General features: G+C 40.7%; 21 protein-coding genes. 2 read left to right on the top strand and 19 right to left on the bottom strand.

The genetic code is table 11. The annotated features are described in order from the left end of the window. Positions 1-93: 93 nt before the first annotated feature. The 3 genes from ACFOZY_RS01145 to ACFOZY_RS01135 all read right to left on the bottom strand — a co-directional run bounded on the left by ACFOZY_RS01145 (position 94) and on the right by ACFOZY_RS01135 (position 6,008). Complete coding sequence (locus tag ACFOZY_RS01145; RefSeq protein WP_378151360.1) at positions 94-3,186, bottom strand: AAA family ATPase; 3,093 nt, start codon at positions 3,184-3,186, stop codon at positions 94-96. Further along, on the bottom strand, positions 3,183-4,367 hold the full coding sequence (locus tag ACFOZY_RS01140) for an exonuclease SbcCD subunit D (RefSeq protein ID WP_378151358.1): 1,185 nt from the start codon (positions 4,365-4,367) through the stop codon (positions 3,183-3,185). Before ACFOZY_RS01140 ends, ACFOZY_RS01145 begins: the two co-directional genes overlap by 4 nt. 165 nt (positions 4,368-4,532) lie before the next feature. After that, positions 4,533-6,008 (bottom strand): aldehyde dehydrogenase family protein, encoded by a 1,476-nt coding sequence (locus tag ACFOZY_RS01135; RefSeq protein WP_378151356.1) that lies wholly within the window; start codon positions 6,006-6,008, stop codon positions 4,533-4,535. A 182-nt stretch (positions 6,009-6,190) separates the two neighbouring features. On the opposite strand from ACFOZY_RS01135, the gene ACFOZY_RS01130 reads away from it, so the two are divergent. Then, entirely contained in the window at positions 6,191-6,754 is a 564-nt protein-coding gene (locus tag ACFOZY_RS01130) for a TetR/AcrR family transcriptional regulator (RefSeq protein WP_378151354.1), read from the top strand. 43 nt (positions 6,755-6,797) lie between these two features. Here the strand turns inward: ACFOZY_RS01130 and ACFOZY_RS01125 are convergent, their stop codons facing one another. From ACFOZY_RS01125 to ACFOZY_RS01105, 5 genes are all read right to left on the bottom strand, one after another. Next, a complete protein-coding gene (locus ACFOZY_RS01125; protein WP_378151352.1) occupies positions 6,798-7,721 on the bottom strand; it encodes a DsbA family oxidoreductase in 924 nt (307 codons plus the stop codon). 413 nt (positions 7,722-8,134) lie between these two features. Further along, positions 8,135-8,746, bottom strand: coding sequence for an NAD(P)H:quinone oxidoreductase type IV (gene wrbA / locus ACFOZY_RS01120; protein ID WP_378151350.1), 612 nt, complete (start codon positions 8,744-8,746; stop codon positions 8,135-8,137). Positions 8,747-8,888: 142 nt separating this feature from the next. Further along, the gene (locus ACFOZY_RS01115) at positions 8,889-9,929 is read right to left on the bottom strand and encodes an ABC transporter permease (protein ID WP_378151348.1); all 1,041 of its coding nucleotides are present in this window, start codon (positions 9,927-9,929) and stop codon (positions 8,889-8,891) included. A 6-nt stretch (positions 9,930-9,935) separates the two neighbouring features. Beyond that, positions 9,936-10,829 (bottom strand): ABC transporter permease subunit, encoded by an 894-nt coding sequence (locus ACFOZY_RS01110; protein ID WP_378151346.1) that lies wholly within the window; start codon positions 10,827-10,829, stop codon positions 9,936-9,938. 157 nt (positions 10,830-10,986) lie between these two features. Next, positions 10,987-11,364: a YhfM domain-containing protein gene (locus ACFOZY_RS01105; RefSeq protein ID WP_378151344.1), complete on the bottom strand. Its 378-nt coding sequence runs from the start codon at positions 11,362-11,364 to the stop codon at positions 10,987-10,989. A gap of 104 nt (positions 11,365-11,468) precedes the next feature. Here ACFOZY_RS01105 and ACFOZY_RS01100 point away from each other — a divergent pair, with 104 nt between their 5' ends. Next, positions 11,469-11,894: a DoxX family protein gene (locus ACFOZY_RS01100; protein WP_378151341.1), complete on the top strand. Its 426-nt coding sequence runs from the start codon at positions 11,469-11,471 to the stop codon at positions 11,892-11,894. A gap of 130 nt (positions 11,895-12,024) precedes the next feature. On the opposite strand, the gene ACFOZY_RS01095 is transcribed toward ACFOZY_RS01100, so the two are convergent. The 11 genes from ACFOZY_RS01095 to ACFOZY_RS01045 form a co-directional block, all read right to left on the bottom strand. After that, on the bottom strand, positions 12,025-13,383 hold the full coding sequence (locus ACFOZY_RS01095; RefSeq protein ID WP_378151339.1) for an IS1182 family transposase: 1,359 nt from the start codon (positions 13,381-13,383) through the stop codon (positions 12,025-12,027). Between the two features lie 127 nt (positions 13,384-13,510). Then, positions 13,511-13,795: a hypothetical protein gene (locus tag ACFOZY_RS01090; RefSeq protein ID WP_378151337.1), complete on the bottom strand. Its 285-nt coding sequence runs from the start codon at positions 13,793-13,795 to the stop codon at positions 13,511-13,513. A 94-nt stretch (positions 13,796-13,889) separates the two neighbouring features. Continuing rightward, positions 13,890-14,189, bottom strand: a complete 300-nt coding sequence (locus ACFOZY_RS01085; RefSeq protein ID WP_378151335.1) for a hypothetical protein — start codon at positions 14,187-14,189, stop codon at positions 13,890-13,892. A 4-nt stretch (positions 14,190-14,193) separates the two neighbouring features. Further along, on the bottom strand, positions 14,194-14,625 hold the full coding sequence (locus ACFOZY_RS01080) for a hypothetical protein (RefSeq protein ID WP_378151333.1): 432 nt from the start codon (positions 14,623-14,625) through the stop codon (positions 14,194-14,196). 56 nt (positions 14,626-14,681) lie between these two features. Beyond that, entirely contained in the window at positions 14,682-15,533 is an 852-nt protein-coding gene (locus tag ACFOZY_RS01075; RefSeq protein WP_378151331.1) for a GIY-YIG nuclease family protein, read from the bottom strand. A 142-nt stretch (positions 15,534-15,675) separates the two neighbouring features. Next, complete coding sequence (locus ACFOZY_RS01070; protein ID WP_378151329.1) at positions 15,676-16,446, bottom strand: hypothetical protein; 771 nt, start codon at positions 16,444-16,446, stop codon at positions 15,676-15,678. Further along, positions 16,436-17,284 (bottom strand): hypothetical protein, encoded by an 849-nt coding sequence (locus ACFOZY_RS01065; protein WP_378151327.1) that lies wholly within the window; start codon positions 17,282-17,284, stop codon positions 16,436-16,438. The genes ACFOZY_RS01070 and ACFOZY_RS01065 overlap by 11 nt, the downstream gene beginning before the upstream one ends. Before the next feature lies 1 nt (position 17,285). Then, positions 17,286-19,205: a hypothetical protein gene (locus ACFOZY_RS01060; RefSeq protein WP_378151325.1), complete on the bottom strand. Its 1,920-nt coding sequence runs from the start codon at positions 19,203-19,205 to the stop codon at positions 17,286-17,288. A gap of 312 nt (positions 19,206-19,517) precedes the next feature. Further along, complete coding sequence (locus ACFOZY_RS01055) at positions 19,518-21,134, bottom strand: type I restriction-modification system subunit M (protein ID WP_378151323.1); 1,617 nt, start codon at positions 21,132-21,134, stop codon at positions 19,518-19,520. Beyond that, positions 21,131-22,399 (bottom strand): restriction endonuclease subunit S, encoded by a 1,269-nt coding sequence (locus ACFOZY_RS01050; protein WP_378151321.1) that lies wholly within the window; start codon positions 22,397-22,399, stop codon positions 21,131-21,133. Before ACFOZY_RS01050 ends, ACFOZY_RS01055 begins: the two co-directional genes overlap by 4 nt. Before the next feature lie 37 nt (positions 22,400-22,436). After that, the gene (locus ACFOZY_RS01045) at positions 22,437-25,493 is read right to left on the bottom strand and encodes a type I restriction endonuclease subunit R (protein WP_378151318.1); all 3,057 of its coding nucleotides are present in this window, start codon (positions 25,491-25,493) and stop codon (positions 22,437-22,439) included. Positions 25,494-25,497: the final 4 nt, after the last annotated feature.

Below are 25,497 nucleotides of genomic sequence, written 5' to 3'. Positions count from 1 at the left end.
GCACCTCTATGTCATTATTATATCTTTATTTTACTACTTAAACGGTATAACAATCAAAGAAAAACAGCACCCAAAATGAGTGCTGCCTCATCCTTACTTAATCACAAACTTCGTCTGGCTATACCCTTCCCGCGACTTCTTCACTTCCAAGATTGCCGGGATGGCGGCTTTCAGTTCCTGGACGTGGGAGATGACGCCAATCATACGACCTGACTTTTGCAAGTCGATGAGCGTATCAATCGATTTGTTGAGTGATTCCTCGTCGAGCGAGCCGAATCCTTCATCGATGAACATCGTGTCAATTGATACATTGCCTTGGAAGCTTTGGATGACATCAGCCATTCCAAGTGCCAGGCATAGAGATGCGTTGAACTTCTCTCCGCCTGAAAGTGTTTTGACATCGCGTGTCTGGCCGGTATAGGCATCATATACATCTAACCCGAGGCCACTTTGCTTCCCTCTCGCCTCTTGCCTGTCGCTTCGGATCAATTCAAATTGGCCATTAGACAAGTTCTTCAATCGCTGATTTGCCGATGCAATAATCTGCTCTAAGTATTCAATCTGCAAGTAGCGTTCAAAGGAAATCTTCAGGCTGTTCTGCCCACGGACGACATCATATAAGTCCGCGATCCGATTGAATGCCTGCTCACGATCTGCCATTTTTTCATGGGTCTCGGTGATTTTCCCGATGAGGTCGACCACCGCTTTCCGGCATTCGGCCGATCGATTCACCTCTTGGAGGGCTGCTTCATATTGAGTCTTCAACTCTGCCAATTCAACTTCCATCACAGTCAAATCCACTTTCACCTTGTCCGCCAAGGATGCCTTCAGCTCTTTTACTTGCTCAGTTAATGTATGGCGGTTTTGGTTATATTGTTGAATCTCATTTTTCAAGGAAGTACGTGCTTCCTCTGAAAGTTTGGCCTGTTGGTATGCTTCCTCAGTTTGGAAGGAAGAATTCGCTAACGCCGTTTTGAACTCCTGATCTGCTCTGTCCTTCTTCTGCTCAGTCTCAATGAAAGCAGCTTTCGAATGGGCAACCGTTTGTACCGCAATGGTCATTTGTTCTTTCGCTTTCTGCAAGTGTTGCTGAGCCGCTTTCCATGCAGACTCCAGTTCACTCTTCTGCCGTTCAACAGCAGCAATCTTCTCTTCAAGCAGACTTAAGACACGCAGCTCCTCAGGTATAGATTGGATTTTATCATCATAAATTGCCTTCGACTTTTCGTATGCCGAGTTTGCTTCATGATATGATTTTTCCGTTTCGGCTTTCTTTGCCGTCAACTCTTCCACTTGTTGTGCTTTCTCTGCATGCTGTTTTTTCACTGAAGTTAGAGACTCTTTATCCTTTTTCAAGCCTTCTATTTCAGTAGTTAGCTTCAAACGTGACTTATCAGCCAATTTAAGTTCATCGCTAACTTGGCTAAGTTCAACTTCAAGCGCTGCAATCTCTTCAGCCTTTTGCTTCAATTGATCGGATTGGGCATTCCTCTTCGCAACAGCATCACGATACTTCCCATCTACTTCATCTAAAGCGGACTTCGCGGCTTCCAGCTCTTCTTTCGAAGGAGACAAAGATTCTTCTCCTCTGTTTTTATTCGGATGCTCCAAGCTTCCGCACACCGGGCATGCCTCGCCGTCATGGAGATGGACCGCCAGCACACGGGCCTGATTATCAAACCATTGACGTTCAATCGTTTGATAAGCGGACTTTGCATCATTGAATTGCGACTCGATGCGAGAAACGGCCTGTTGAGCTGTTATATATTGCTGTTCCAGCACGACGTACTCCTTCAGTACACGGCATTTGTCTTGTAATGCACGAAGCTCTTCATTCTTCGCATCAAATGAAGTAAGTTTCTTTTCTAAAGTGTCGACCTCTTTCTTCAATGCTTGTAAAGAGGTTTTACCGTCGTTCAACTGTCCGTCTATCACTTTCACGGAGTCCGCCAGCTCAACAACCTGTTTCTGAAGATTTTTCAACTCCATCTCCCGTGTGGCGATTTCCTTCACAACTGGTAGGATGTCATTCAAACGAATTAAGGACTCACTCACTTCATTGCGTTGAGCCTGTTTTCCTTCTTCTAACTGGTACCGCTGTTCAGCAGCCTCATGCTTCGATTGTGCCAGCGTTTCAGCGGCAATCGCTTCTTTCACCTTTTGTTCCTTCTCCGCTACTTCCTTCTGAAGCTCACGGAAATGTCGCTCGATTCCTTCGATGACGCTTGCCTTTTGCGCCTGTTCCAATTGCTGTTCTTTCATCTGGAATAAAGGCTGTTGCTCATTCAACGCATTCAGCTTCTGCTCTTTCTGCTCGCACTCATCGAAACGTTCGTTAATGCTTTTCGCCTGATGGAACTGCGCGGACTTGTCCGAATGCTTTTGATAAGCCTCTTCATACTTTTTCTGATCGAGACTGATTTTCTCCTGATAGAACGCTTCTTCCTGGTCTAACCCTGAAATGACTTGATGGATATTATAATGCTCTTGTGACAAAACGTGGAACAAGACAGATTCCCTCTCCGGAATCGTTGCAGGGATATTCGCGATATGACTATTCAGCGCTCGCTGTTCTACCTTCAACTCTTCCTCCATCTCGGACTTCTTTGCCTTCAATCGTTCGCTGATCTTCTTATACGGCTCCGTCTTGAAAATCTTCCGGAGGATGCCTTCTTTATTGTCCGTATCAGATGTCAACAGCTTACGGAACTCACCTTGTGGAAGCATCACAATCTGACTGAACTGATTGATATCAAGCCCGATGATTTCTTCCACCCTCTTATTGATTTCCGATACGATTTGCCGCTCGACACATGGAACTTCTTGATTCTCCACGATCTCGAAGAACTCATATTTCTCTCCCGTAGCACTCTTATTGCCTTTCTTCACATGGCCCATTTGGCGCAAAATCCGGTATGTACGTTGGTGCATTTCAAACACTAATTCCACAGATGTATGTACATCGTCCTCAGCAAAATCCGAACGCATACCACGGGATTCGCTGCGGTCAGAACCGCTCGCCGAGCCGTATAACGCAAAACAGATGCCGTCAAAGATCGTCGTCTTTCCCGCTCCGGTATTCCCGGAAATGACAAACAGCTGATTCCCCTGCAGCTCGTTGAAATCGATGACTTCCGTGTGCTTATAAGGCCCAAACGCAGTCATTCTTAAACGAATCGGCTTCATAGTTTCATCCCCTCTTTCTTCACAGGGGCTTGTTCCTGCTCGTCCAACAATATATCGTGAAGCACTTCCTTGAATAACGCTTCCGTCTCGTCAGACGCCTTTTCACCTTTCACTTCTTCATAGAACGCGCGGAATAATGCAAAATCGTCCATCTTCGTCCGCGATTCCGTGGATGCTTCAACATCTTCCCGCTTCGTCACGAACACCTTCCGTTCCACATGCATAGCATTCGGATAAACGGAACGGACCTTCTCCATCGGGAATAAAATCGGCGTTTCATCCAATAGCTTCACAAACACATAGTCCTCATTCAGCTCGTGCTTCAAGAGGTCCTCAATCTTTCCTTCAACTGTCCGGATATCCCGTCTTGGTGTTAATAATCTCTTCTCCACCTCAACTTCGCCCTTCTCATCCATCTCGACAACGAAGAACCCTTTTTGATGATGCTCTTCAGAAACAGAATATTTAAGCGGAGATCCTGCATAACGGATCGTCGGATTCAACACGTGATGTGCCTGATGCAAATGGCCGAGTGCTGTGTAATGGAAGCTCTTGAAATGAGCCACATTCACATATTCCGCCCCGCCGATCGATAATGGCCGTTCGGAATCACTCGTGTTTTCTTCCTCTTCCCCATGTGGTGTCACGAAGGCATGTCCAACAAACACATGACGCTTAGTAGAATCCATCTTCTCCTGTAATTTGGCAACAATCGCCTTCATCGCGTCATCATGCGTCTGGATCTCTTCATCCTGCAAGGAATGACGGACCTGGGAGGGATCAGCATACGGCACTAAGTGGAAATGGACTTCCCCGAACTCATCGTTCAACACGACCGGTTCAAACTCACCGGACATCTGACCGACAATATGATAACCATTTGACTTCATCAGCCGACTCCCGAAATTCAACCGCCCTGGGCTATCATGGTTCCCGGACACCGCAATAACCGGTGTCTTCAGCTTCAATGTGATGGTTTCCAACATTTCGTCCAATAAATTCACCGCATCTGTCGGCGGCACCGCACGGTCATACAAATCCCCAGCAATAATCACCGCATCCGGCTTCTCTATTTCAATCGCCGCAACGAACTGATCCAACACAAATCGTTGGTCTTCTGTCATATATACGCCCTGTACTAACTTCCCTAAATGCCAATCCGCTGTGTGGAAAAATTTCATTCTCATGGTCCCTCCCTTTTCATGTTTATCTATTTTATATGTAAAAGATTTGAAGTCTTGTAGTGATTCCATTATTTTACCATAAACCCCTATCCCGTTATTAGACAATCATTAAATTAAGCATGCAAAAAACCCTCTGCCAGAAAACCTGGCAGAAGGTTTATTTTATTCCGGAATATACGGAAGGTCCAACGTCTTCGGAATATTAATAACATGGGTCTCTGTATACGACTGGAGTCCTTCTTTCCCATATTCGCGTCCGACGCCGGACTGCTTCACACCACCGAACGGGAATCGGACATCGAGACCCTGCACGGCAGCGGTATTGATCATCGTTGTACCTGCTTCAATCCTACGAGCTACGCTGAGTGCATGCTCTTCTTCGCCCCAGACTGAACTTGTCAGGCCGTAGATGCTTTCGTTATGAAGCTCGATCACTTGCTCCTCGTCGTCGAACGGAATGATCGGCACAGTTGGTCCGAATTGTTCCTCGACTACGATCGGATCATGCGGGTCTGCTCCCAACACCAATGTCGGCTGTAGGAAATAGCCGTTTTCCATCAACTCCGGGTTGAGCACCTTCCCGAGCGGGATGACCTCTGCTCCTTTACTCTTAGCTCCATCAATCAGGCCTTTTACATAATTGACTTGTCCTTTGTTGTTGACAGGTCCGACAGTTGTTTCTGGATTGAATGGATCACCAACACGGATCCATTTATTTGCCGCTTCCTTATACTTCTCGACAAACTCGTCATAAATTGATGAGTGGACGTAAATCCGCTTGGCGATCATACAGATTTGTCCGGACGTCAGGAAGTTCGAGATGACCATTCGGCGGATGGCCTTCGTATCCGTCAGGTCGAAGCTTGGCAACACGATGGCTGCGTCGTTCCCACCGAGCTCTAAGGTCATTTTCTTAATCGTTTCAGATGCAGCCTTCATGATGCTCTTCGCCGTCTTCGTTCCGCCTGTGAAGGCAATCTTCGCGACTTTCTCATTGGACGTAAGCTCCACGCCGACATCCGCTTCCCCGTGGATCAAGTTCAGCACACCAGGAGGAAACTCATTCGCAATGAGTTGGACGACTTTACTTACGGCAAGCGGTGCAAACGGGCTCGGCTTCAACACCATCGTGTTCCCCGTCAGCAACGCTGGTGCAATCTTAATGGTCGATAACGAGATTGGGTAGTTCCACGGCGTGATAGCTGACACAACACCCAACGGATCCTTCGTGATAATCGTCCGGCCGTTATCATGCTCGCGCAACTCCTCCGTCACGACCTCTTTTACTGTTTTGCATGCAAACTCCATCCACATGAGGGAAATCGCAATCTCACCCTCTGCATCCCACAACGCCTTACCGTGCTCACGGGACAACAGCTTCGCAATCTCAGGAGTCTCATCCTTAATCTTTTGAATCGCCCGCTCCATTCGCTGGATGCGGTCCTCCAAGTCACTTAACCGCCACTCCTTGAACGCCTCATGCGCAGCATCGATCGCCTGAATTGCCTCTTCCTTCGTATTAATCGGTGCATACCCGACAACCTCTTCCGGATGCGTCGGATTCTCCCGCGCAAACTGCTTGTCCGTCGGTGCCTCTTTACCATTGATGATGGCATGTACCGTAATTGGTTCTGTCAATTTGATAACCTCCTTAAAACTTAATGCCTGTAGGCTCCTATTCATTTATTCCCCACTCATTCAGAATTACTCATCAACTCAGCTTATAAACGAACGCCCCGCTGTGATTTAAGACACTCCCCTTATGATTTTCCGAACTTTCAATTATAATTAAGATTCCTACACCAATCGGGAGGTGGATCATGACACAAAACAAAACAGACCTGCGGGTCATTCGGACGCGTAAATTGATCATGGATTCATTCATCGAACTTTCCGGTAGAAAAGAATTCAAAGATATTACGGTCAAGGATCTAACAGAAGAAGCGATGGTCAATCGCGCTACTTTCTATTATCATTTCCAAGACATCTACGACCTGCTGGAGAAGGCCTTATCAGAAGTATTATCAATCAATCTAAACTGCGATTCTTACGAGAATAACGGTTTTAATGAAAAGACGTTTGTCGGCATATTCAATGCCATCACGGATTTCCAAAAGTCATTGTCCACCCGTTGCCATCGGGGATACGAGGAGACGATCGCTCGTATTATCAAGGATCAGCTTGAAGTGATCTTTTATAGATTATTACGTAAAGAACGCCCAACTGAAGATGAATTAGGTCAGAAAACAATGGCCGCCATGCTGAGTTGGGGAATGTACGGAGCTTCTGTGGAATGGAGAAGGCACAGTAAAGAATTCAGTCCCGAAGAGTACATTAAATTAGTCTTCCCTTATATTTCGAAGGGAATCAATAACTCCATCTAAGCTGCAAAAACCCTGAGAAATTTTATTCTCAGGGTTGATTCTATTATTTTTGGATGTAATATTTCTCACCAAGTATTTCTTTTTCTTCGTATTTGTTTGAAGGTAAGTTCTTTCCAATAAAATCTTGAAGTTCAGATGGTTCTACATCGTACATGACTTCAATTTCTTTTGCGAATAACAGTTGTTCTTTTTCAAGTAAATCCGACAGAGAAGTTTGCGTTTTCGGTTTTACATCTTCTTCTAAGATTTGAGTAAGAGCCGAAACGTAAAACTGCAAAGGACGACTGCCGACCACTTTTACGCCCTTGTTTTCTTTATTGACCATGATAATCGTCGGGAATCCTCGAGCTCCAAGTTTGGCAGCAAGTCCGAAGTCTTCTTTCAATAACGTATGTCCAACTTCATCTGCCGCTTCCTTCACAATCGTTTCTCCATCAAGACCTATATGATTAACAAGTTCGACCATAACGGAGTCTTCACCAATATTTTCATTGAACGCAAACAAGGCTTCCCGTGCACGACGCAAATATTCATTCGCTTTTTCATCGCCATGATGTTTTTGAATCACTTTATACACACGGGACGGAGGGAACGAGGACTGAACTGGATTGTCGATCATAAGTGACCCATCAATCGGCATCCCGGAATACTCCCCAACCTCTCTCCAATGTCCTGCTACGTCTGCCGGTCCAAAGATTCCGTTTCCCGGATCAACCGGTCCGCCACCCCATTTTTCAAGCAACCCACCCATGACAGTGTGGAAATTGAAATAATGGCAGTATTCCTCTTTAAAACGTCGGAAAACAGGTTCCAATGCCCAGCAATGAGAGCAAATCGGATCCGTCACATAATATAAATCGATTGTTTTCTTCGGTTGGTTGAAGTCAACAAACTCCATTTCCTCATCACCGGCGACACCGCACACGCCTGTTTCCAAATCGCAAATCATATTGTTATTGTTCGTCATACCATTTCCTCCTTTGTAGTACTGTCTATCTGTAGTTTAGTACACACTCAAAATCGCCAGTACCAATAGTTCGCCGGAATTGTTGTTTATCCAACACATCACCGCATCTGTTGGAAAATTAGGATTAGAAACCAGCGCCAAATTTATTGAGAACAAAATAAGCCGATTGTATAATGTCAGTAAGATCAGCTAAAGTAAAAGGACCGTCTGGTGCGTTAACACCGACGGCCTGCAACAAAACAGCGTCGCTTTAAGAGCGGTCAACATCCAACGACAGAATTAATCCGCCTGGGCTACTAACCACAAGGGCGGATTAATTCCTTTTATGCGACTCGTGTATGTAGTAAAATTCCAAAAAAATAGGCTGCCAAACGCCCTAAGAATCGAGCGTTTAGCAGCCTTATTTCTATTTATTATTGATTAGCCTTCTTTACCCATTCAGCAACCGTCACCGTACGTTTCGCTTGGTGCTTGACTGCTCCTTGGACATCCTCGACCATGTTTCCGTCCTGATCCACGGAGACACTAGTACCATATGGGTTACCGCCAGCACCGAATAAGACCGGATCTGTGTAGCCTGGAGGTACGATAATTGCACCCCAGTGCATCATACTTGTGTATAAAGATAAAATCGTCGCTTCTTGTCCTCCGTGAGGGTTTTGTGCCGACGTCATCGCGCTTACTACTTTATTGACCGTTTTGCCGCTTGCCCATAGACCGCCTTGGAGATCAAGGAATTGCTTCATTTGGGAAGCCATGTTTCCAAAACGTGTTGGAGTACTGAAGATGATGGCGTCAGCCCATTCAAGGTCATCGGATGTGGCTACTGGAATATCTTTCATCTTTTCGACAGTCGATTTCCAAACTTCATTCCCTTGGATGACGGATTCAGGTGCTAATTCTTGTACTTTCAATACTTTTACTTCAGCACCTGCTTCTTTTGCGCCTTCTTCTGCCCACTTTGCCAATTGAAGATTCGTGCCGCCCATACTATAGAATACTACAGCTAATTTTACGTTTGCCATTTTCATTCTCCTTCCAAATTCATATTTAAAATGTTCCTCCTCTTCTTATTCCCTCTTTTAAGGTTTTTATTTACAGCAATTTTCACAATGTCATTAAAACCCAATTACATTTTTTAATAAATTGTAAATTAAAAAACGGCAGTTACGATTTAGTAATCTGCCGCTTTTTCGCTGTGCTTAACAATTGGAATGGTGGAATGGCTGGGTCGATGATGACTTGTTGTTTTTCAGCCACCTGAACGGTTGCAGTCTCTGCGGAGTAGACTTCCTTCGTTCCTTCGAGCATGCACTTCGCAGACAGGATCAGGACCGTAAAGGCAACAATGGGAATAACAGAAATCCACGGATAGGTCGTCCATAAGTATTGCCACCAAAGCCCAATCAGACCTGTCCATTCGTCACTCCGCGAAGTGAGAACCTCTCTGTAGAACAAGTTCTCTCTAACAATGCTTCCTCCGATAAAAATCCCCAATACCCCTAAGTGGGACATAAGAAGCAATGTTTGGATAAATTCACGAATAAAAATGATATAAAGTTGAGGAACCAAAAATGGACGGATGTGCTGTAAAATAATACGAGCTGTGTCTGCCCCTAATGTGCGGGATACCTCGATGAACTCCATATTGTCAATTTTCTTTACTTCATTGGCTATAAGTACTGAATTGGCAGGAATAAAAATCAGCGAGAGTATAACGATGAAGACCGCTACTCTGCCCCAGAACCCGGGAACAGCCGGATCCTCCATATAGATTCCAGCAAATGACATATAGAATAACAGCAGATAAGCTAATAGAGTAGTCGGAAAATAGTTAATGGAATCCGCCAATGATTTAATGGGACGTTCAAACCTGCCAAATATATAGTGAATGGCCAGTCCGAAAAAGACGGAAGGTACCACACGTAGAAAAGTGATAATGAGTGCCGCTAACAACGTATATTTGAAACCCACAATCATCACGATGAAGATATTCCGCCCGAATTCATCCGTCCCGAGAGGCGGATAGATCGAACCACTATAAGGTGGACGCAGCAACTTTCCATTCTCGTCTTCTAAAAAATAATCTAATCTTGGAATATCATCGCCAAAGAAAGCCCAATAGAAAAGACTGATGAATAAGAATGTGCCAATGATAGAAAACCCTATAAGGAACAATCGGTTTTTGAAAAGCGCCTTAACTCTCATGACTACTCACCACTCCAATCGTTGCCCAGTAGTTTTTTCGATGATCGCTGTGATGATTGCATAGAGAACGAAAATGGGTAGATAGAACATGATTAAACTGAACGCAATGACATTGGGCTCCGGGTAATTCTTGATGTAGGTAATGATGCCGTAGATATTGAAAATCAGTTCGAAGATTACAAGTGAAGACAGTAAGTAGAGCACTACGGATTTACTGTGAGTGAAGATACTTGGAATCATGTTCCGTAGAATGTGGCGAAAGAAAATAATTGTTCGGTTAAAGCCTTTGCTTTTCGCCAGTGTGACGTATTGCTTCTCCATCTCGTCATTCGTCAAATATAGGATGACCTTGAAAATCATAAATGTCGGAATCAATGCCAAGGCGATGATCGGAAGGACATACGCCCGATTTGTTCCTGTACCTGCAACCGGGAACAACAGGATATTCGTCTGTTTGTAATAGAAGATCACCACAAATTGAATCACCATGATGATGAATAAATCAGGCAACGATTCAAACAACGATGCCATTTTCGTAATAACATTCCGGATACGTTCGGGCAACAAGACGGTGATATAAGTAAGTAGGATGCCAATCAACACCGAAATCAGTAACGCAGTAATGAAAATGATCAGTGAGTAGTTGTAATAATTCCAGAAACTTGGGAAGATGGAATACTCGGTCCCTTGAACTTCTCCTGTAATTAATAAACGCTCTCCAGTAGTAACCGTCAAGTTTTCCGGGAAGAACAGTGATTTTACAATCAACGCAAAGTTGTCAACAAACTGTCCAAAGTCCAACTTGAACCCTTCCAAAAATACGCTAGCGACTGCGGTAATAACGATTAAACCGAAAACCACGAAGAAGAATCTTGTAATTGTTTCGATAACCCCTCTCATGTGTCACCCCCCTCACTTCTATTTCTTCTATATTTGTTTCCTGTATTCCTTTTGAAATTTAAAAATACCAGTATTCCATAACGGAAAGCCGGTATTTTCAACATCTCATTTTATTTATACGTTTCGTACTTATGTAAAACTGATTAGCTTTCAATGTCTACTCATCACTATGCAAAACCAACTGATTATAAATCTTCCTTGCGCCGTTTTTGGATAGTGAGAAGTATGTATGGGTGTCGTTATAATTCATAATCATTCCCCCACTCTCATTGATCCAAAGGGAATAGAAGTCATCCTTTATTCTCACCAAATAATTCGGAGGGACGAGGTCTACTCCATCTTTAATCTCTTCTGCCTCTTTAAATGATTCCACAAAATCTTGGATAATCCGTGGGTCTGTATAGGTCTTTAACGATTCCTCGTTCACCATTATACGGTCATCGAATTCATATACCTCGATTTTGTCGGGCTTTTCCAACCAAATCGAGAGCGCCACTAATAGGACCAGGAATAAAAGCAGTAAAATTTTCTTCACGACAGCAACCTTCCGTTATGTACTTACTCCAACATACGCAAACTCATTCCGATTAAATACAAGTCCTTTTGGAAAGCCTCGCATTAGTAAGGAGGAGAGAACAGATGAAGAATACACAAGAAGTCGGGACACTGCTATTACGGCTCTTTTTAGGCTTAACTTTTTTCATGCATGGGTTCGATAAGATCCAAGGGGGAGTCGGAAATTTCGCAGCAGGATTTCCTGCCATGGGGCTTCCAAGTTTCACGGGATACATGGTCACATTCATCGAACTGGTCGGAGGAATCGCACTGATTTTAGGAATCGGCACACGACTATTTTCCATACTCATTGCTTCAGTTATGGTCGGTGCCATCCTCTTTGTCAAACTGCCGGAAGGATTTATAGGGGGATATGAATTCAATATCGCCTTATTCGTCAGTGCTGCCCATCTCACATTAAACGGCAGCTCTCTCTTTTCATTGGACACCAAAATTGTACAACTCCTACCCGAACTTTCACGGAATCGGACTGAACAACCTATAGAATAAGAACAGACACTAACCGGATCGGTTAGTGTCTCAGATTGTAGACAAAAGGCACTTTGAATGGAGACATTCAAGTGCCTTTTGGGTTTTTAAGAGGTTTTTAAGGATATAGATGCCTCGACGAGGCATCTGCTTAGGCCATTTCCGGACCTTGCCATGTCCAGCTGGCCATCTTTTTCAGATTCATGGCAGCAAAAGTAAGCATCGCCTGCATGGACAATTTTTTAAGGCCCCTTAGGGTTGTCCATCGCATACCATGCTTTTCTTTTCCGTCGGCAAATACCCGCTCAATGGTTTCTTTTCGTTTAGCGTAGATTGCCTTGATATCATCTTGATGTCGAAGATGGTCCGCTTCTTCTAAAGCATCTTGCCACACGTGCCTCTGGATCACTTTCTGGTGATTCTGGCTCAATGTACACTGCGAAAGTAATGAACAGTCCTTACAGATTGCCGGATTGGATTTATACTGACGGTAACCTTCCTTCGTCGTGGTGACATACTCCAACAACTGCCCGTCCGGGCAGATATAGCAATCATAGTACTCGTCATAGACATACTCGTGCTTTCTCATGAATCCCTCTTTTGTGTGAGGGCGAGTGTAAGGCAATACAGGCTGGATATCATTTTCTAATAGGTAGTGTGCAATCGCTGGAGTCTTATAGCCAGCATCAGCGGCAACGGCTTCAGGCTTTCCAACTTTCTCGATCACTTTCTCCACCAAAGGCTCAAGGATATGACTGTCATGAATATTACCGGGAGTTACGATAGCACCAAGGACAAAACCGTTCCGATCAGCTGCGGCATGGTTAGAATAAGCGAACTGTTTTGTACGTTCATCCTTCACATAGTAACCGCTCTCTGGATCCGTTGTGCTTTCCTTGATTTCTTTGTACTCCTCCTTATCGAACTTGTCTGGAGGAAAAGGCTTTTTCCCATGGTCCTCACGGTCCTGGTTGATCTCTTCATTCAGTCTTTCCTGATAAGCACGCGTTTCCTTACGTACAACCTTCTTGGCAAACTTCCTTTTATTCGCGCTTGCCTTAACATGAGTGGAATCAACGAATACGTGCTCCGCACTGATCAACAATTTAGTGGCGGCTTCCTTTAAGATCTTGTAAAAGATTTCTTCAAAAAGGTCACTATCTTTGAAACGTCTTTCATAATTCTTCCCGAAAGTAGAAAAGTGGGGGACCTTGTCATAGAAACCAAAGCCCAGGAACCAACGATAGGCCATATTCGTTTCGATTTCCTCGATGGTTTTACGCATCGATCGGATACCGAATAAATATTGGATGAATGTCATTTTAATCAATACGACCGGGTCAATACTTGGGCGACCAACTTCAGAATACATGTCTTCCACAAGCGGATAAATAAATGAAAAATCAATCGCCGCCTCAATCTTGCGAACCAGATGGTTCGCTGGTACAAGTTGGTCAAGAGCGATCATTTCGATTTGATCCCGTTGGATTGAATTATTCTTAGTCAGCATGATTATCACCTCAAGCATTGGTATATCTATAATTTTATAAAAAAATAGACTGTAGGCAAACCCGACTTTCGTCGAGTTTGTCTACAGTCTGAGACACTAACCGGATCGGTTAGTGTCTTTAAATTGCTTACTTATTCTTCGCCGCTTCCATCAACAAGAACACAGCCGTTACAATATGCATGATCATCCCAACAAACGGAATAAACCCAACGACCGACGTAACAATCCCAAGGATATGTCCAGTTTTGTCTGTACCTTCACTACTCGCAAATACCAACCCGACAATATGAAGGGCAAGCATGATGAATAACGGGGCCCATAATAGAGAGACAATGATCGTACCCCCTAAAATCGGAATACCCAAGAACCCTTCCAACCCGCCAGCGACCCATTTTAGAATATTACTAACCAATTTCAGTTCCCACCTTTTAATATCGTGAAGCGGTTCCTTCACTTTTCGTTGCCTTTAATACGTTTCTTTCTGTAAAAGGTTTCACATATTTCTCCTAAACTTTTACTGGCAGCTTGTTTCGATAGGAAAGTACTTCATCTAAAAGCTCACGCAAATCCTCTTCACTGAATTCCTTCACATTGATCCAACCTCTTGGATCCACTTTATACTTTTTGTTGTATGTAGCGATATCCCTTCCCCAAACGTACGCACGTCCTGAAGGACTTAAATCAATTACTACAGACTTTCTTTTGTATCTATAACTTAAACTATCCCCGTGTCGTGTAGGATACTCAGCAAATGGATAGGAGTTAAACACTTTTCTCTTTTGCTCCATAGATAGCACTTTGATCATCTCCTTACATCTTATTGAAGAATCGAATGAGTTGTTCTTTGGTGGCATCTTTCATCTTATATTTCTTAAGCTTATTTCGTTGATTCACTACGTGGGTGTATGGGGATTCTATGATGTTGAACTTCCAGTGAGGAGTTAAAACACTACTATTTACTATTAAATCATCTCGCAGCATTTCCCGTTGAAATGTATCGAGCTTCCCAAAAAGAAAACGCTCTTTAAAACGAATTAACAAATAGCCATTATGTACTTCTGGATTAAACTTATTGATATTCACTTCTCGTATGTCGAACCAATTATGCTGATTTTGAACAGATGGCGATAAGACAAAGCAATCGCCTCTTCTAAAAATCGTTGTGTTCGAAACTTGCCTTAACTTTAAATCCCTAATTAAAAAACTTTTGTTAACTAACGTAGACTTTTGAACGTCACTCATTTTCCACCTCCGCATAGAATAAAGTTTTCACTTCATAGTGTATAGGGTTAGACCCCTTATTCACTTTCAATTTCCTTTAATGTTCGTCCATCTTTTAACCGCCATTCCGTAAGTCCGTTAGCTTTCCTGCCCAACAAAATAGCTGCTGCTGCAGACGGACTACTAAATACATAATCTTGTACAAAAGTAAGCTTATTGTTAATATTTTTAATAACCTCTTGGTTTATAAGCTTTTCTCTAAGCTTAGAGTACCCCCCTGAAAAACTTTCCACTGTAGATATTGCACATTCAGATCCTGCTAATACTACAAATCCATCCGAAGAAGGCGAACCAGTTCCTTCCGCCCCTCTATTACTTTGTAAACGAAACAGCTTTTCTATCGGGTCTTTATTTTCTTTAGGTTGATATGCTTCTTCAAAAACTTTATGCCCTAATGTGCTCATTAGTATTTTTGAATGAAAAATATACTCTTCCATTTCTGCCTGGTCTGATTCAGAAAGACTTGGTGCAGGAGGTATATTTCCATTTAACACATGATATCTATTAGCTTGTTTAGCCATAAGATAGAATTTATTCTCTAAGTACTTTACATGTGCCTTATTCAAATAATCGTCTTTACTAATAAAAACAATTACTTCATTCCAAAAATCCTTTTCCTTTACGTGCTGATTAAGTCTACTCAATATAGACTCTGCTTCACCAATATAAACAGCTGGAATACTCTCCTCGTCCTCGCCAAACAAGAAATAAACACCGGTTCCATTTAACTCAGGACGATCTACGGAATCTTTTATTGCTATCCTTGGAATTCTGTACGCTTTTCCAGTCCAGTTGGATAACTCACATGCCATCCTTCCATTAGGATCACCGTCTATAAGAAAGATTTTAATTGTTTTTCGATGTAACAATGCAACCAATCCTTTATTTCTTTTAAATAGATATTACCATATTACCCAATGACAATATTCACCTTATTAGAAAGTTTACTGTTCCCTATTTTCTCTTCAAAAATAATAAAGGTACATCTCACAAAAGAGATGCACCTAAGAATCATATTTTAACTGGTTCTTTTAGATTTGAAATAGATAGATCATAATAATATCCTAAAAACTTTAGAAATTGCTCTTTAAGGTCTTCTTTATCCATCATAGGAGAAAGAATCACCGGATAGCTTTTATTGAATTCAAAAATGACACGTCGTCCAACACGTTCATCTTTACCAAGGTCATCACGATCAGCTATTTTAGCCTTCATTACTTTTGAAAGATCAAGTTCTTCAATAATATCTAAGATATTTATTAGGAACCTGTCATTACGGAAAATTTCATATTTAATGATGTAGTTATACATATCTAAGTTGTCTACTATCAACTCAAAATAATGTTGATGTGCTCCTTCAGGAACCATATCAGTTACGTATTGAGCACCGAGTACACATTTATAAATATAATTTTCCCAATCAAACGGTTTTACAACGATATTATTAAAATGGTTGATCCCCTCTTTAATCTGCGGATACATCTCTAACAAGTAATCCCTTTTATAAACAGCTAAGAGTGAATGCCAAAATGTTTCATCAAAATGGATATCACGATCTGTGTTTAGATAAGACTGAGATAGGACATTAAACGCTTTTAAGAATAATTCCTTTTTCTCTATCTCATTACCATGTGCAATATAAATTGGGAAATTAGGTGCTTCACTTATATAGACAGTCTCACCCGAAAAATACTCCTCTTTTAATCTAATTTGATCTTCTAAAAAGTCTTGATAAAATTGTTCGTTATTTTTATAGCCGCTTTTGAGTAGTTTAATTTCCATCTTGTCCTAACCCCCTTACAGCAGCTGCATATTTTTCAAGAATTCGATTGGATATAGAATAAATCACTTCATCAACGCTATCAATTGTTAATTCGGAAATCATTTTTTTCCTCATGAGATTATATAGTTTAAAGTCCAATTGATCTATTGGCGCTTCTATTTGTTCTAAGTCAACTTCTCCATCTTCTCCGTTATTATAGATAAAACGTTGAAGTGCTTTTTGAAGACCCATGTAAATATAGGGATTATTCAACGTGTTACTCATTTGTAATTCGTTGAATTGAAGTTTTTCATCTTTATAGTGAATAATAATTGTCTCATTACCCAGCTCTATCTTTACATCACTTGCTAATGATGGATCGATTTTCTTCTCAAACAAATCCACCGGCTTTGTGCTACTTCCTTCAAATATGACAACATTTGAAAAACCTAAAATTGAGTTTTTCGGAACTACAATTTCATCTTTGAACTGTTGATAAAAATCGCTTAAGTCTTCATTAAATCTAAAGTTAATCTCAGCCTTAGATTTTAGTTGCAACTGAATTGTCGTTCTTTTACTAACCGATATTCGTGATTTAGGAATAGAGATTACAGATTGATTGGGACTCAGTTCATAGAATTTATTGTCTTTCGACTGAATGACTAAGATCAATTGAGCTTTTCCATTATCGAGAAGTCTCTTCAAAAAATCTGATTCAATGACATACTCAATTACAAATAGATAGTCATGTGTATTTTCCTGTAATTGCACATCCAAGAGAAAATAACTATCTTCATAACTTGTAGATGTGTTCGTTAAAATGGGATAAGGGAAATTAGCATCCTTTTTATATATCATGTTACACCTCTACGTAATAAACATATTTCAACGCTTTGTTGAAATTGTTCTTAAGCTCTAATTCCAGTTGAGCTACTCCATCAGAGATTGCGATCTCTTTTATTATGTTATTCTGAACAGCTCGTACGTTACCTGTAGTTCTATCGATTACTCTGCTGTAGTTGTCCTCAAATCTAAATTCGTTTGAGTATTCTACACCCATTCCATCGATAATAGATAAGGAGATATTACAAATTGGCTCGTTGCTAATCTCTTTACTTTCCTTAAAGTTAAATCGAACAACTTCTTTATTTCCGATTATCAGGCGCTCAACAATATCAGGATTTGCAACATACTTAGTAGTTGTTTGATCATTTATTTCATTTCCTTGAGGTTCAGGCTTAACCCGCTTAACTGGTTTCTTCGGTTTAGCTTCAGGCTTATTTTGATTCTTTTTCTTTTCGCCCTTAGAGTCGTTCTTCTTTTTCGGAATAGGCGTAGGTGCTTTCACAATTGATTTTCCTTTATTGGTAAGGACTGTTGACATTGCATCAGATAACTCTTGTTTAAACTCATTCTCTACTACGTATAAAATATCTTTTGTATTCATTAATCCATCAGTAGGATTGTTTTTCTTAATCGCTTCTTCAATAATTTCCGCAATTTTACGAGACAAGTTATTAATAAACTTTTTAGCACGTTTTTGTAATAGAGGGTCTTTTATATGATCAAAAGAAAGTTCGGTATGTGATTCGTTCTCTAATGATTTCAGATAAGCATCCTCTGCAGCCCCACCGATCAAAACCGCATTAAATGGTTTATTTACATTTCCTTTAATCTTTTTGTCTTCGATTTTCATTCCAATGGTACGAATAATTGCGACTCTTCCCTTTGGAATAGCTTCGTCGTAACGGAAGTATAAATTAAACTCGTAATCCCTTACTCCATCTGAAATAGCAATCTTTCTTGGATCTTGGTCTAAATAAGTACTAACATATAAAGGAGTAAATTCATCCTTCATTTCAGAAATTTCTTGTGTATAGTACTCGGAACTGGAAACATAGCCTCTTATAGTGTCATGAGTAATTCTCTTATCATTTACAACGACCTCAAGCTTTTGTTGAAGTATTGAAATGAAAAAGCTATCACAGACGCTCTTAATGATTTCTCTTTCATTGTTATATTCTTCACGCAAAAACGGAATGATTATTTTTAATCCACGAGTCTTCTTTTCAAAAACTTCATGGAATGTATTTTCAAACGGATAGAATTTTGTTTTATTCTCACTAATTCTCTTAATATCTGTAAAGTAACCAGAAGAGCGGTAGCTCTGTTCCTTATATGTATGCTCAATAAGCTGTACTGTCCCACCAAGATGTTGATTTCCTTCCGCATCACAGTTGGCAAAGTACATTAAGTTAAGATCAGATGCAGCATTTGAAGCTATCTTTCCAACGCCATGGGAACCCCCACGTGAAGTTTCAACTGCCTCATCCTCTTCCTCAAAATGTACTCCCTTATTGTAGGCATAAATCGCCCAAGTATCTTCTTTAGAAAAGCTTTGGCCATTCTTTGCTCCTGTAAGTCCGCGAGTATTAGCATCCTCAAACGAAATATACGATACTTCATCCTGGTGCATCTTCTTTTGCATATGTTCAATGGCTTCTTTCGTGTAACTGTTCCTACCTTTTAGACAGGAAATTCGCTCAATGATTTCATTTATTCCTGGTATATCATTGGTTTTTACTGTACCAGTCTTAATTGTTAAAACGACTGGTTTTTCACTACCAAGTAGTCGTCCATCTAATGCATTTTGTGTATTTTCACGTACCAATCCTGAGATACGTAAGTTAAAGAATCGCTCTAAGATCTTATTGAAGTTGGATTCCTCTATATTGGGAATCGGAGAAAACTGCCATAGTTGTTTTTCTAAATGCCCCATATTCTTGCCCACCATACTTTCCAATGCTGTTCTTAATTCTATAGTCCTAATCTTAATATATCATATGTATAGTTATTATTTTACAATTTTCGATATATCTTTCACATGAAAAGAGGAAGGCAATTCGCCCCCCTCTTTCAATTTGGTTCACAAAATGGTCTCCTACAAATTCAATGGTTTGACCGGCTCGATCAAACGTATCATCTAATGGCTTTGTCTTTTATGTACGCATTACTGTAGCCTTTCTTCCCTTTCTCGGGATACACGAAAAGAGCCAAGGTTTAAATCCTCCTTAGCTCTTTTCTAACACTATTATTTACCTAAAAGACAAATAAATTTACTCAGTTCTTCTTTGGCTTCATCAGTTGTCCCCTTCAACTCATTCAAAAGCCTAAACAAATTATCATATGAATTCCCAATATCCGCTTTAACTTCTTTCAACTCTTGAGCAACTTGTGATAGTGGAATAACTTCCTCTGCTTCAAACGTGTCGACATAACGTGGAATGTTCAAATTGTAATCATTTTCTTTGATTTCATCCAAAGATGCCACATGAGCATATTTCTCAACGTCTTTACGATTCCGATAAGTTTCGATAATTTTGTTAATGTTTTCGGGAGAGAGTTTGTTTTGGTTCTTTCCTCTTACAAACTCATTTGAAGCATCGATAAACAAAATATCTTTACTTTCCCGAGCTTCACGACCTTTGAACACCAGCACACATGTTGGGATGCTTGTGCCATAGAACAAGTTAGCTGGTAACCCAATTACAGCATCTAACAGATTGTTGTCGATGATATTTTTACGGATTTTACCTTCAGATGCACCGCGAAAGAGTACCCCATGCGGTAACACGATAGCCATTGTTCCGGCTTTATCTAAATGGTACAGTCCATGAAGAACAAAGGCATAATCTGCCTTAGATGCAGGTGCTACACCATAACCCTTGAAACGTGAATCTTTTTCTCGATTAACGTCTTTCGTATCCCAATTCTGAGAATATGGGGGGTTTGATACGACCGCGTCGAACTTCAATGGAATTTGAGTGCCGTCTTTTTCAGCAAACGGCCAGTCCGCATCAAGTGTGTTAGCGCGTTTCAACTCCATATTGCGATAATTCACCCCATGCATCATCAAGTTCATGCGAGCCAAGTTATAAGTCGTCGTATTCAACTCTTGACCGTAAAACTCAACGCTTCCCTCTTCATCACCATTTGGCAATTCATTTTGAACTGTTAAAAGAAGTGAACCTGATCCCATTGTAGGGTCATATACACGGAATTGATCGCCAGTACCAGCCGCGTCAATTGTGACAATTTTCGCCAAAACTTGACTAACTTCATGCGGTGTATAGAACTCTCCACCTTTTTTACCAGCATTGGCAGCAAATTGCCCAATCAAATATTCGTAAACGTCACCCAAAATGTCATGCCCTGAATCGTCTTTGAAAGTGAACTCGTTAATCATCAACACAATATCATTTAAAGCCTTTGCACGTTCATTTGTACTTGAGCCAAGGCGTGTGTCCCCAAGGTTAACATCTGAGAATACATTAGCAAAGTCAGCTTCTGCGATCGCATTACGTTTGGCATTTGTATTAAATGAGTCAAACATGTCTTGGAAGTCACTTGCTTTGATTTTATGATTTTCAATTTTTGATACGATTTGATCCCAGGTGTAGGCTGGGTCAATCGCATATCCAATACCTTTACTGATTTCTTCAAGGTAATCTTCTTTTTCAGTGTCATCCGTCACTTCGTAGAACTCTTCCAAATCATTGACTTTTAAGTATTCGTCTTGATTTTCTGATAAATAGCGATAGAACATAAAGGGTAATATATAGTTCTTGTACTCACTTGCATCCATTGTTCCACGTAGTTTGTTAGCCATTCCCCATAGCTTTGATGTAATATCTCTTGCATTGCTCATTGTGTAATCTCCTTTTCATATACAAACATTTGTTGAAGAAGTAATTTCTTCAAATTTTCAAGCGATTTCAACTCATCCTGATGAAGGGTAATAAGGTGGTCGAGGTTATTAAAAAACTGACCTACTTTCTTTTGTTCTGCATATTCTGGAAATGGAAATTTCATATCCTCAAATGTTTGTCTTGAAATATAAAATATTGTTGATCCAGCAGACTCTAGTTTCATTTTCCTTTGAACAGTTGGAGAATGAAAAAATGTATAAAGAAAATCCAAATCAAAGTCTATCCCTGGTACTAAGCCAATAAAAGTTTGATTAGTGATTAAATCCTGAGTTACAACTGCAACCACGCCAAATGTAGCACTTGCTGAAACTATTAACGAACCTTTAGGAATTATCTTCAAATTCATTTTCTTAATCGTTTCTTCTGACACATACTGTCCTGATAATGAGCCATTCAAATACTTTCCTTCAATGTCTTCAATTCGAGTCCAAGGTATATCTCCTGAGAATTCTTTTGGTTTATCTCGCATAGGAACTATGAAATCTGACATAACCTCAGATAACTTCTGCTGTTCCCAAGCATCAGTAAATCCTGCAAAGCGAATTTCAGGAACATCGGCCCCATCTTTAGGAAACATTTTATGAAGTAGACTCTCTTTCGTATCCTTCAGCAGTTCCAACTTACGCTGAAGAAGGCTGATAGTTTCGTCTAGTTGTTTGAAAAAGTTACCGATTTTGGTTTGTTCCTCTAATACCGGGAACCAGCCTTCAAATTTCAGAAGATTCGTAGCGCTAATTCCAAATACCTTCATTCCAGTACCTGTCTTGTAACCATACTTCCTAAAAGTTGGTGAATTAATCAAATAGTAAAGAAACATAGAATCCAGTTGTTTTGGTCTCAAAGCTATTGTATGGAGTCCCGAAACTATCTTGTATGGAGAATCTACAGTGATTACTGCAGGTGTGGCTATTCCTTGATAATCTTCCGAAGCATCAGCTACTACTAAATCTCCCTTTTCCAGTAATTCGTAATTTCCTGCTTTAATATTCGGCAAATTGCTAGACTCATCTATTACATTTGCAACCTTTGTATGAATGTCACCATAATGAATATACTTGTATCCGGTATCTTCAATCGTCTCGACGTCACGGGATAAAGAATATGATTTTACCCTATCTACAATTGAATCCAACTTACGCTGTTCCCAATCATTTATAAATCCTGCAAATCTGAATTGAGGTGATTTTGTAATTTTATCGCTCATTTCCGTTCTCCTTTTTCTAGTCTGCATAACCACTTGACTATTCCCCCTTCTTAATTTCGTCAGCCATTTCGTAAAATGCTTTACGGAATTCAATGCGATATCGTACCCAAGTTAATTTTGCAATCTCTTCATCTGCAATTTCTTTATAATCCTCTCTTGCGTCATTCATAATTGCCGTTAACTCGCCTTGTTTATCCATATCCTCTTGACCTAATCGGTGTTTCTTAATCAAGTTTCCAAGTTCCTTAGGCTTTGTGCTGTTATCAAGTCCCCAAGTACGGATGAAGTTCGTTACAAGTTGGATATTCGTTTCCTTTTGTGCTTTATCCATTGCCTGGTTCATTTTTTCAACACTTCGAGGTGCTGGATAACTATCAAATTTAAACTCCTTCGAAAAAATCTTAGATACAAAGTTACGCATCTTAGATTTTTCTTTTTCATTGTCAGACTTGGCGATTTCAAGATCAATTTCATCACGTGTATTTTCTGCTTTCGACATTTCGTTCGCGTGAACTTCGTCAGCCATCCGGGCAATCAAATCGATCAAATAATCATAGTTGATGGTAACATCGTGAATATGAACCATAGAGAGATTGACTTGCGAAATATCAATGTCTTCTCGCTTCGCACGTCGCTCTTTCAACTCACCGGCGATTACAGTTGTTAAAATGACTTCCTGCTCTTCGGTAATACCTAGACGTTCATAGAACTCTTCAGGATTATCATAGGCGGAAATAGGATTTTTGTCATCGTCTTCGGTATATTGTTTCAACTGACTAAGCAAGCGATTATACTCTTTCAAATTCTCAAAGACTTCATCTTGTGCTTTTTCACTTGGTGGTAATTGCACAAAATCATCTGTAAGCGTTGAAAGTTTCTTGATAACTTCTTGCATCTCGGCTTGTACCTTGCTAAATGGTTTGGAAGTGATACCTGACTCTTCGTTACCTTTCTTCAATTCCTCTAGTGAAAGCTGTTCGTCAGCAGATGCACGATTTGAATAGATAGCAAAAGCCTTATTCATTTCATACTCGTTTTGCTCCGGCCAACGATAATTCACGACATTTCCCCAAGGCTTATCGACAAGGTTATGCATTCTGTTTGTACGTGAGTATGCCTGAATTAAGTTTCCACCCTTAAGTGTTCGATCAATATAGAGCGTATTCATCTCAGGAGCATCAAAACCGGTCAAAAGTTGATCAACAACGATTACCAAATCTAAGTAGTTACCATCATCAGCTGTCTTGTTAAGCCTCCGTGCTAAGTCTTCTGTGTATGCTTTAACTGTCGTCATATCAAAAGCTGTGCCAAACATTGCGTTATAAGCTTTGATTGCTCGGTGCAAGTTTTCGTTCGTTTTAAGTTGATGAATACTATTGGATGTATCTGCCGAGAAACTCACCGCAACTTTTAAGCGTTGATCTGCTGGACGATTCGCATTCTCTTCCGCAAACTTATCGAAGTATTCCATCGCTCTTGGTGTACTTGCTCTGTTACCACCAACGTGGACTGTAAACAAGGCATTATACTTGCTATCATTTGAACGTTTCTTCCAGTTATCGAATATGTCCTTCACTACTAAGTTCACATGTTCTGGACTATAGTCGTAAACACTACCACGAACATTATCATCGATATCATCTTCGGTGGGATTTTCGGGAGCCTCGATCGTTTCCTTGAATTCAACGTTGAACCCTAAGACGTTTTTATCCGCAATAGCTTCTTTAATGGTATATGCATGTAGTAGTTCACCAAAGATATCTCGTGTTTCAGGGAATTTGGGTGTACCGGTATAACCAACCCATGCAGAATTAGGAATAGCTTTACGGATTGTTACGAGCATACCTTCATTTTCAGTACCGTCACCAGTTGAACGATGGGCTTCATCAACAATAAAAAGAATATTTTCATTAAGTGACTTGAAACTTTCCCGCGCTACATAACGCGACATCTTTTGGATACTTGTCACAATGATGTTCTTATCGCTTTTCTTCGTTAGTTTGCGATGAAGTTCTGAGATATTGGCTGTGTCACCCACCACACCAGTTTTCCCTTCAAAACCCGCAACTGGATCATAGGCTTTATAGGCATCAGCTGTTTGGTTGGTAAGCGCTATTCGGTCAACCAAGAAGACAACTTTGTCTACATTAGATAGGCGACTTGCAAGCCAAGCTGTCTTAAAACTTGTGATTGTTTTACCTGAGCCTGTTGTATGCCAAATGTATCCTAATTTACCATCATCATATTTGAAGTCAAATTTTCTAACTTTATCAAGCACGCCCTTTGTGGCATAGACTTGATAAGGACGCATTACTTTAAGACTTTCTTTGTTTTTTGTACCATCAAGCACCATGTAGCGTGTTGCTAGATCATGAGCCATTGGAATGCTCAACACTTTATCCGCAAACGTCTTCCATGAACGAATAGGGCGAGCATCATCTTCGTTTTGCCAGTTGAAAGCAAAAGCTCGGTTAAAGCTTTGGAGTGGGGTATTTGCCATGTAACGAATATCAAACTGCGTCATCGCGATTAAAATCTGCAAGGTTGAAAAGATACCGCTGAATTGTTTTTCAGCAATATACTGTTCCATCTGGTTTAAGGATTCCGTAGCACTGTGAAGTGCTTTCTTTAATTCGATTTGAATAATCGGCAAACCATTAATAAGCAACGTCACATCAAACCTACGATTCGGCTTACCATCCACTACTTTTGGCCGTTTAATTTGATTTACTACTTGATAAACTGTGTTCCCGCCGCCTACTTGGGCTTGGTCGAATACGGTCAAAAACACATGCCTACCATTGTCAAGGTCAACTTCAATTTCAGAAACTCCGTTCACACCATACAAAAATTGTCCAGCCTGGTAAGGTGATTCAATACTCGTGATGATTTTCTTCACCTGGTTAAATTCAGTGACAGACAATGGTTCATCCAATCGAGCGCGATTGTTTTGTTCTAAGATCGTTTTAAAGTTATCCCAAAGTTGTTCGGTTGTTTTGATGTCCTTTTTGTACTCCCATTGTTTTACTCCACCGATTTTGGTCAAATAATCGACAACTTCATTTTCAAATGCTATTTCCGATTGACTTTTCATTTGT

It is taken from the genome of Chungangia koreensis (assembly GCF_042651785.1).
In the GTDB taxonomy this organism is placed as follows: Bacteria; Bacillota; Bacilli; order Bacillales_A; family Planococcaceae; genus Chungangia; species Chungangia koreensis.
This window is presented reverse-complemented; position numbering and strand designations above follow the sequence as displayed.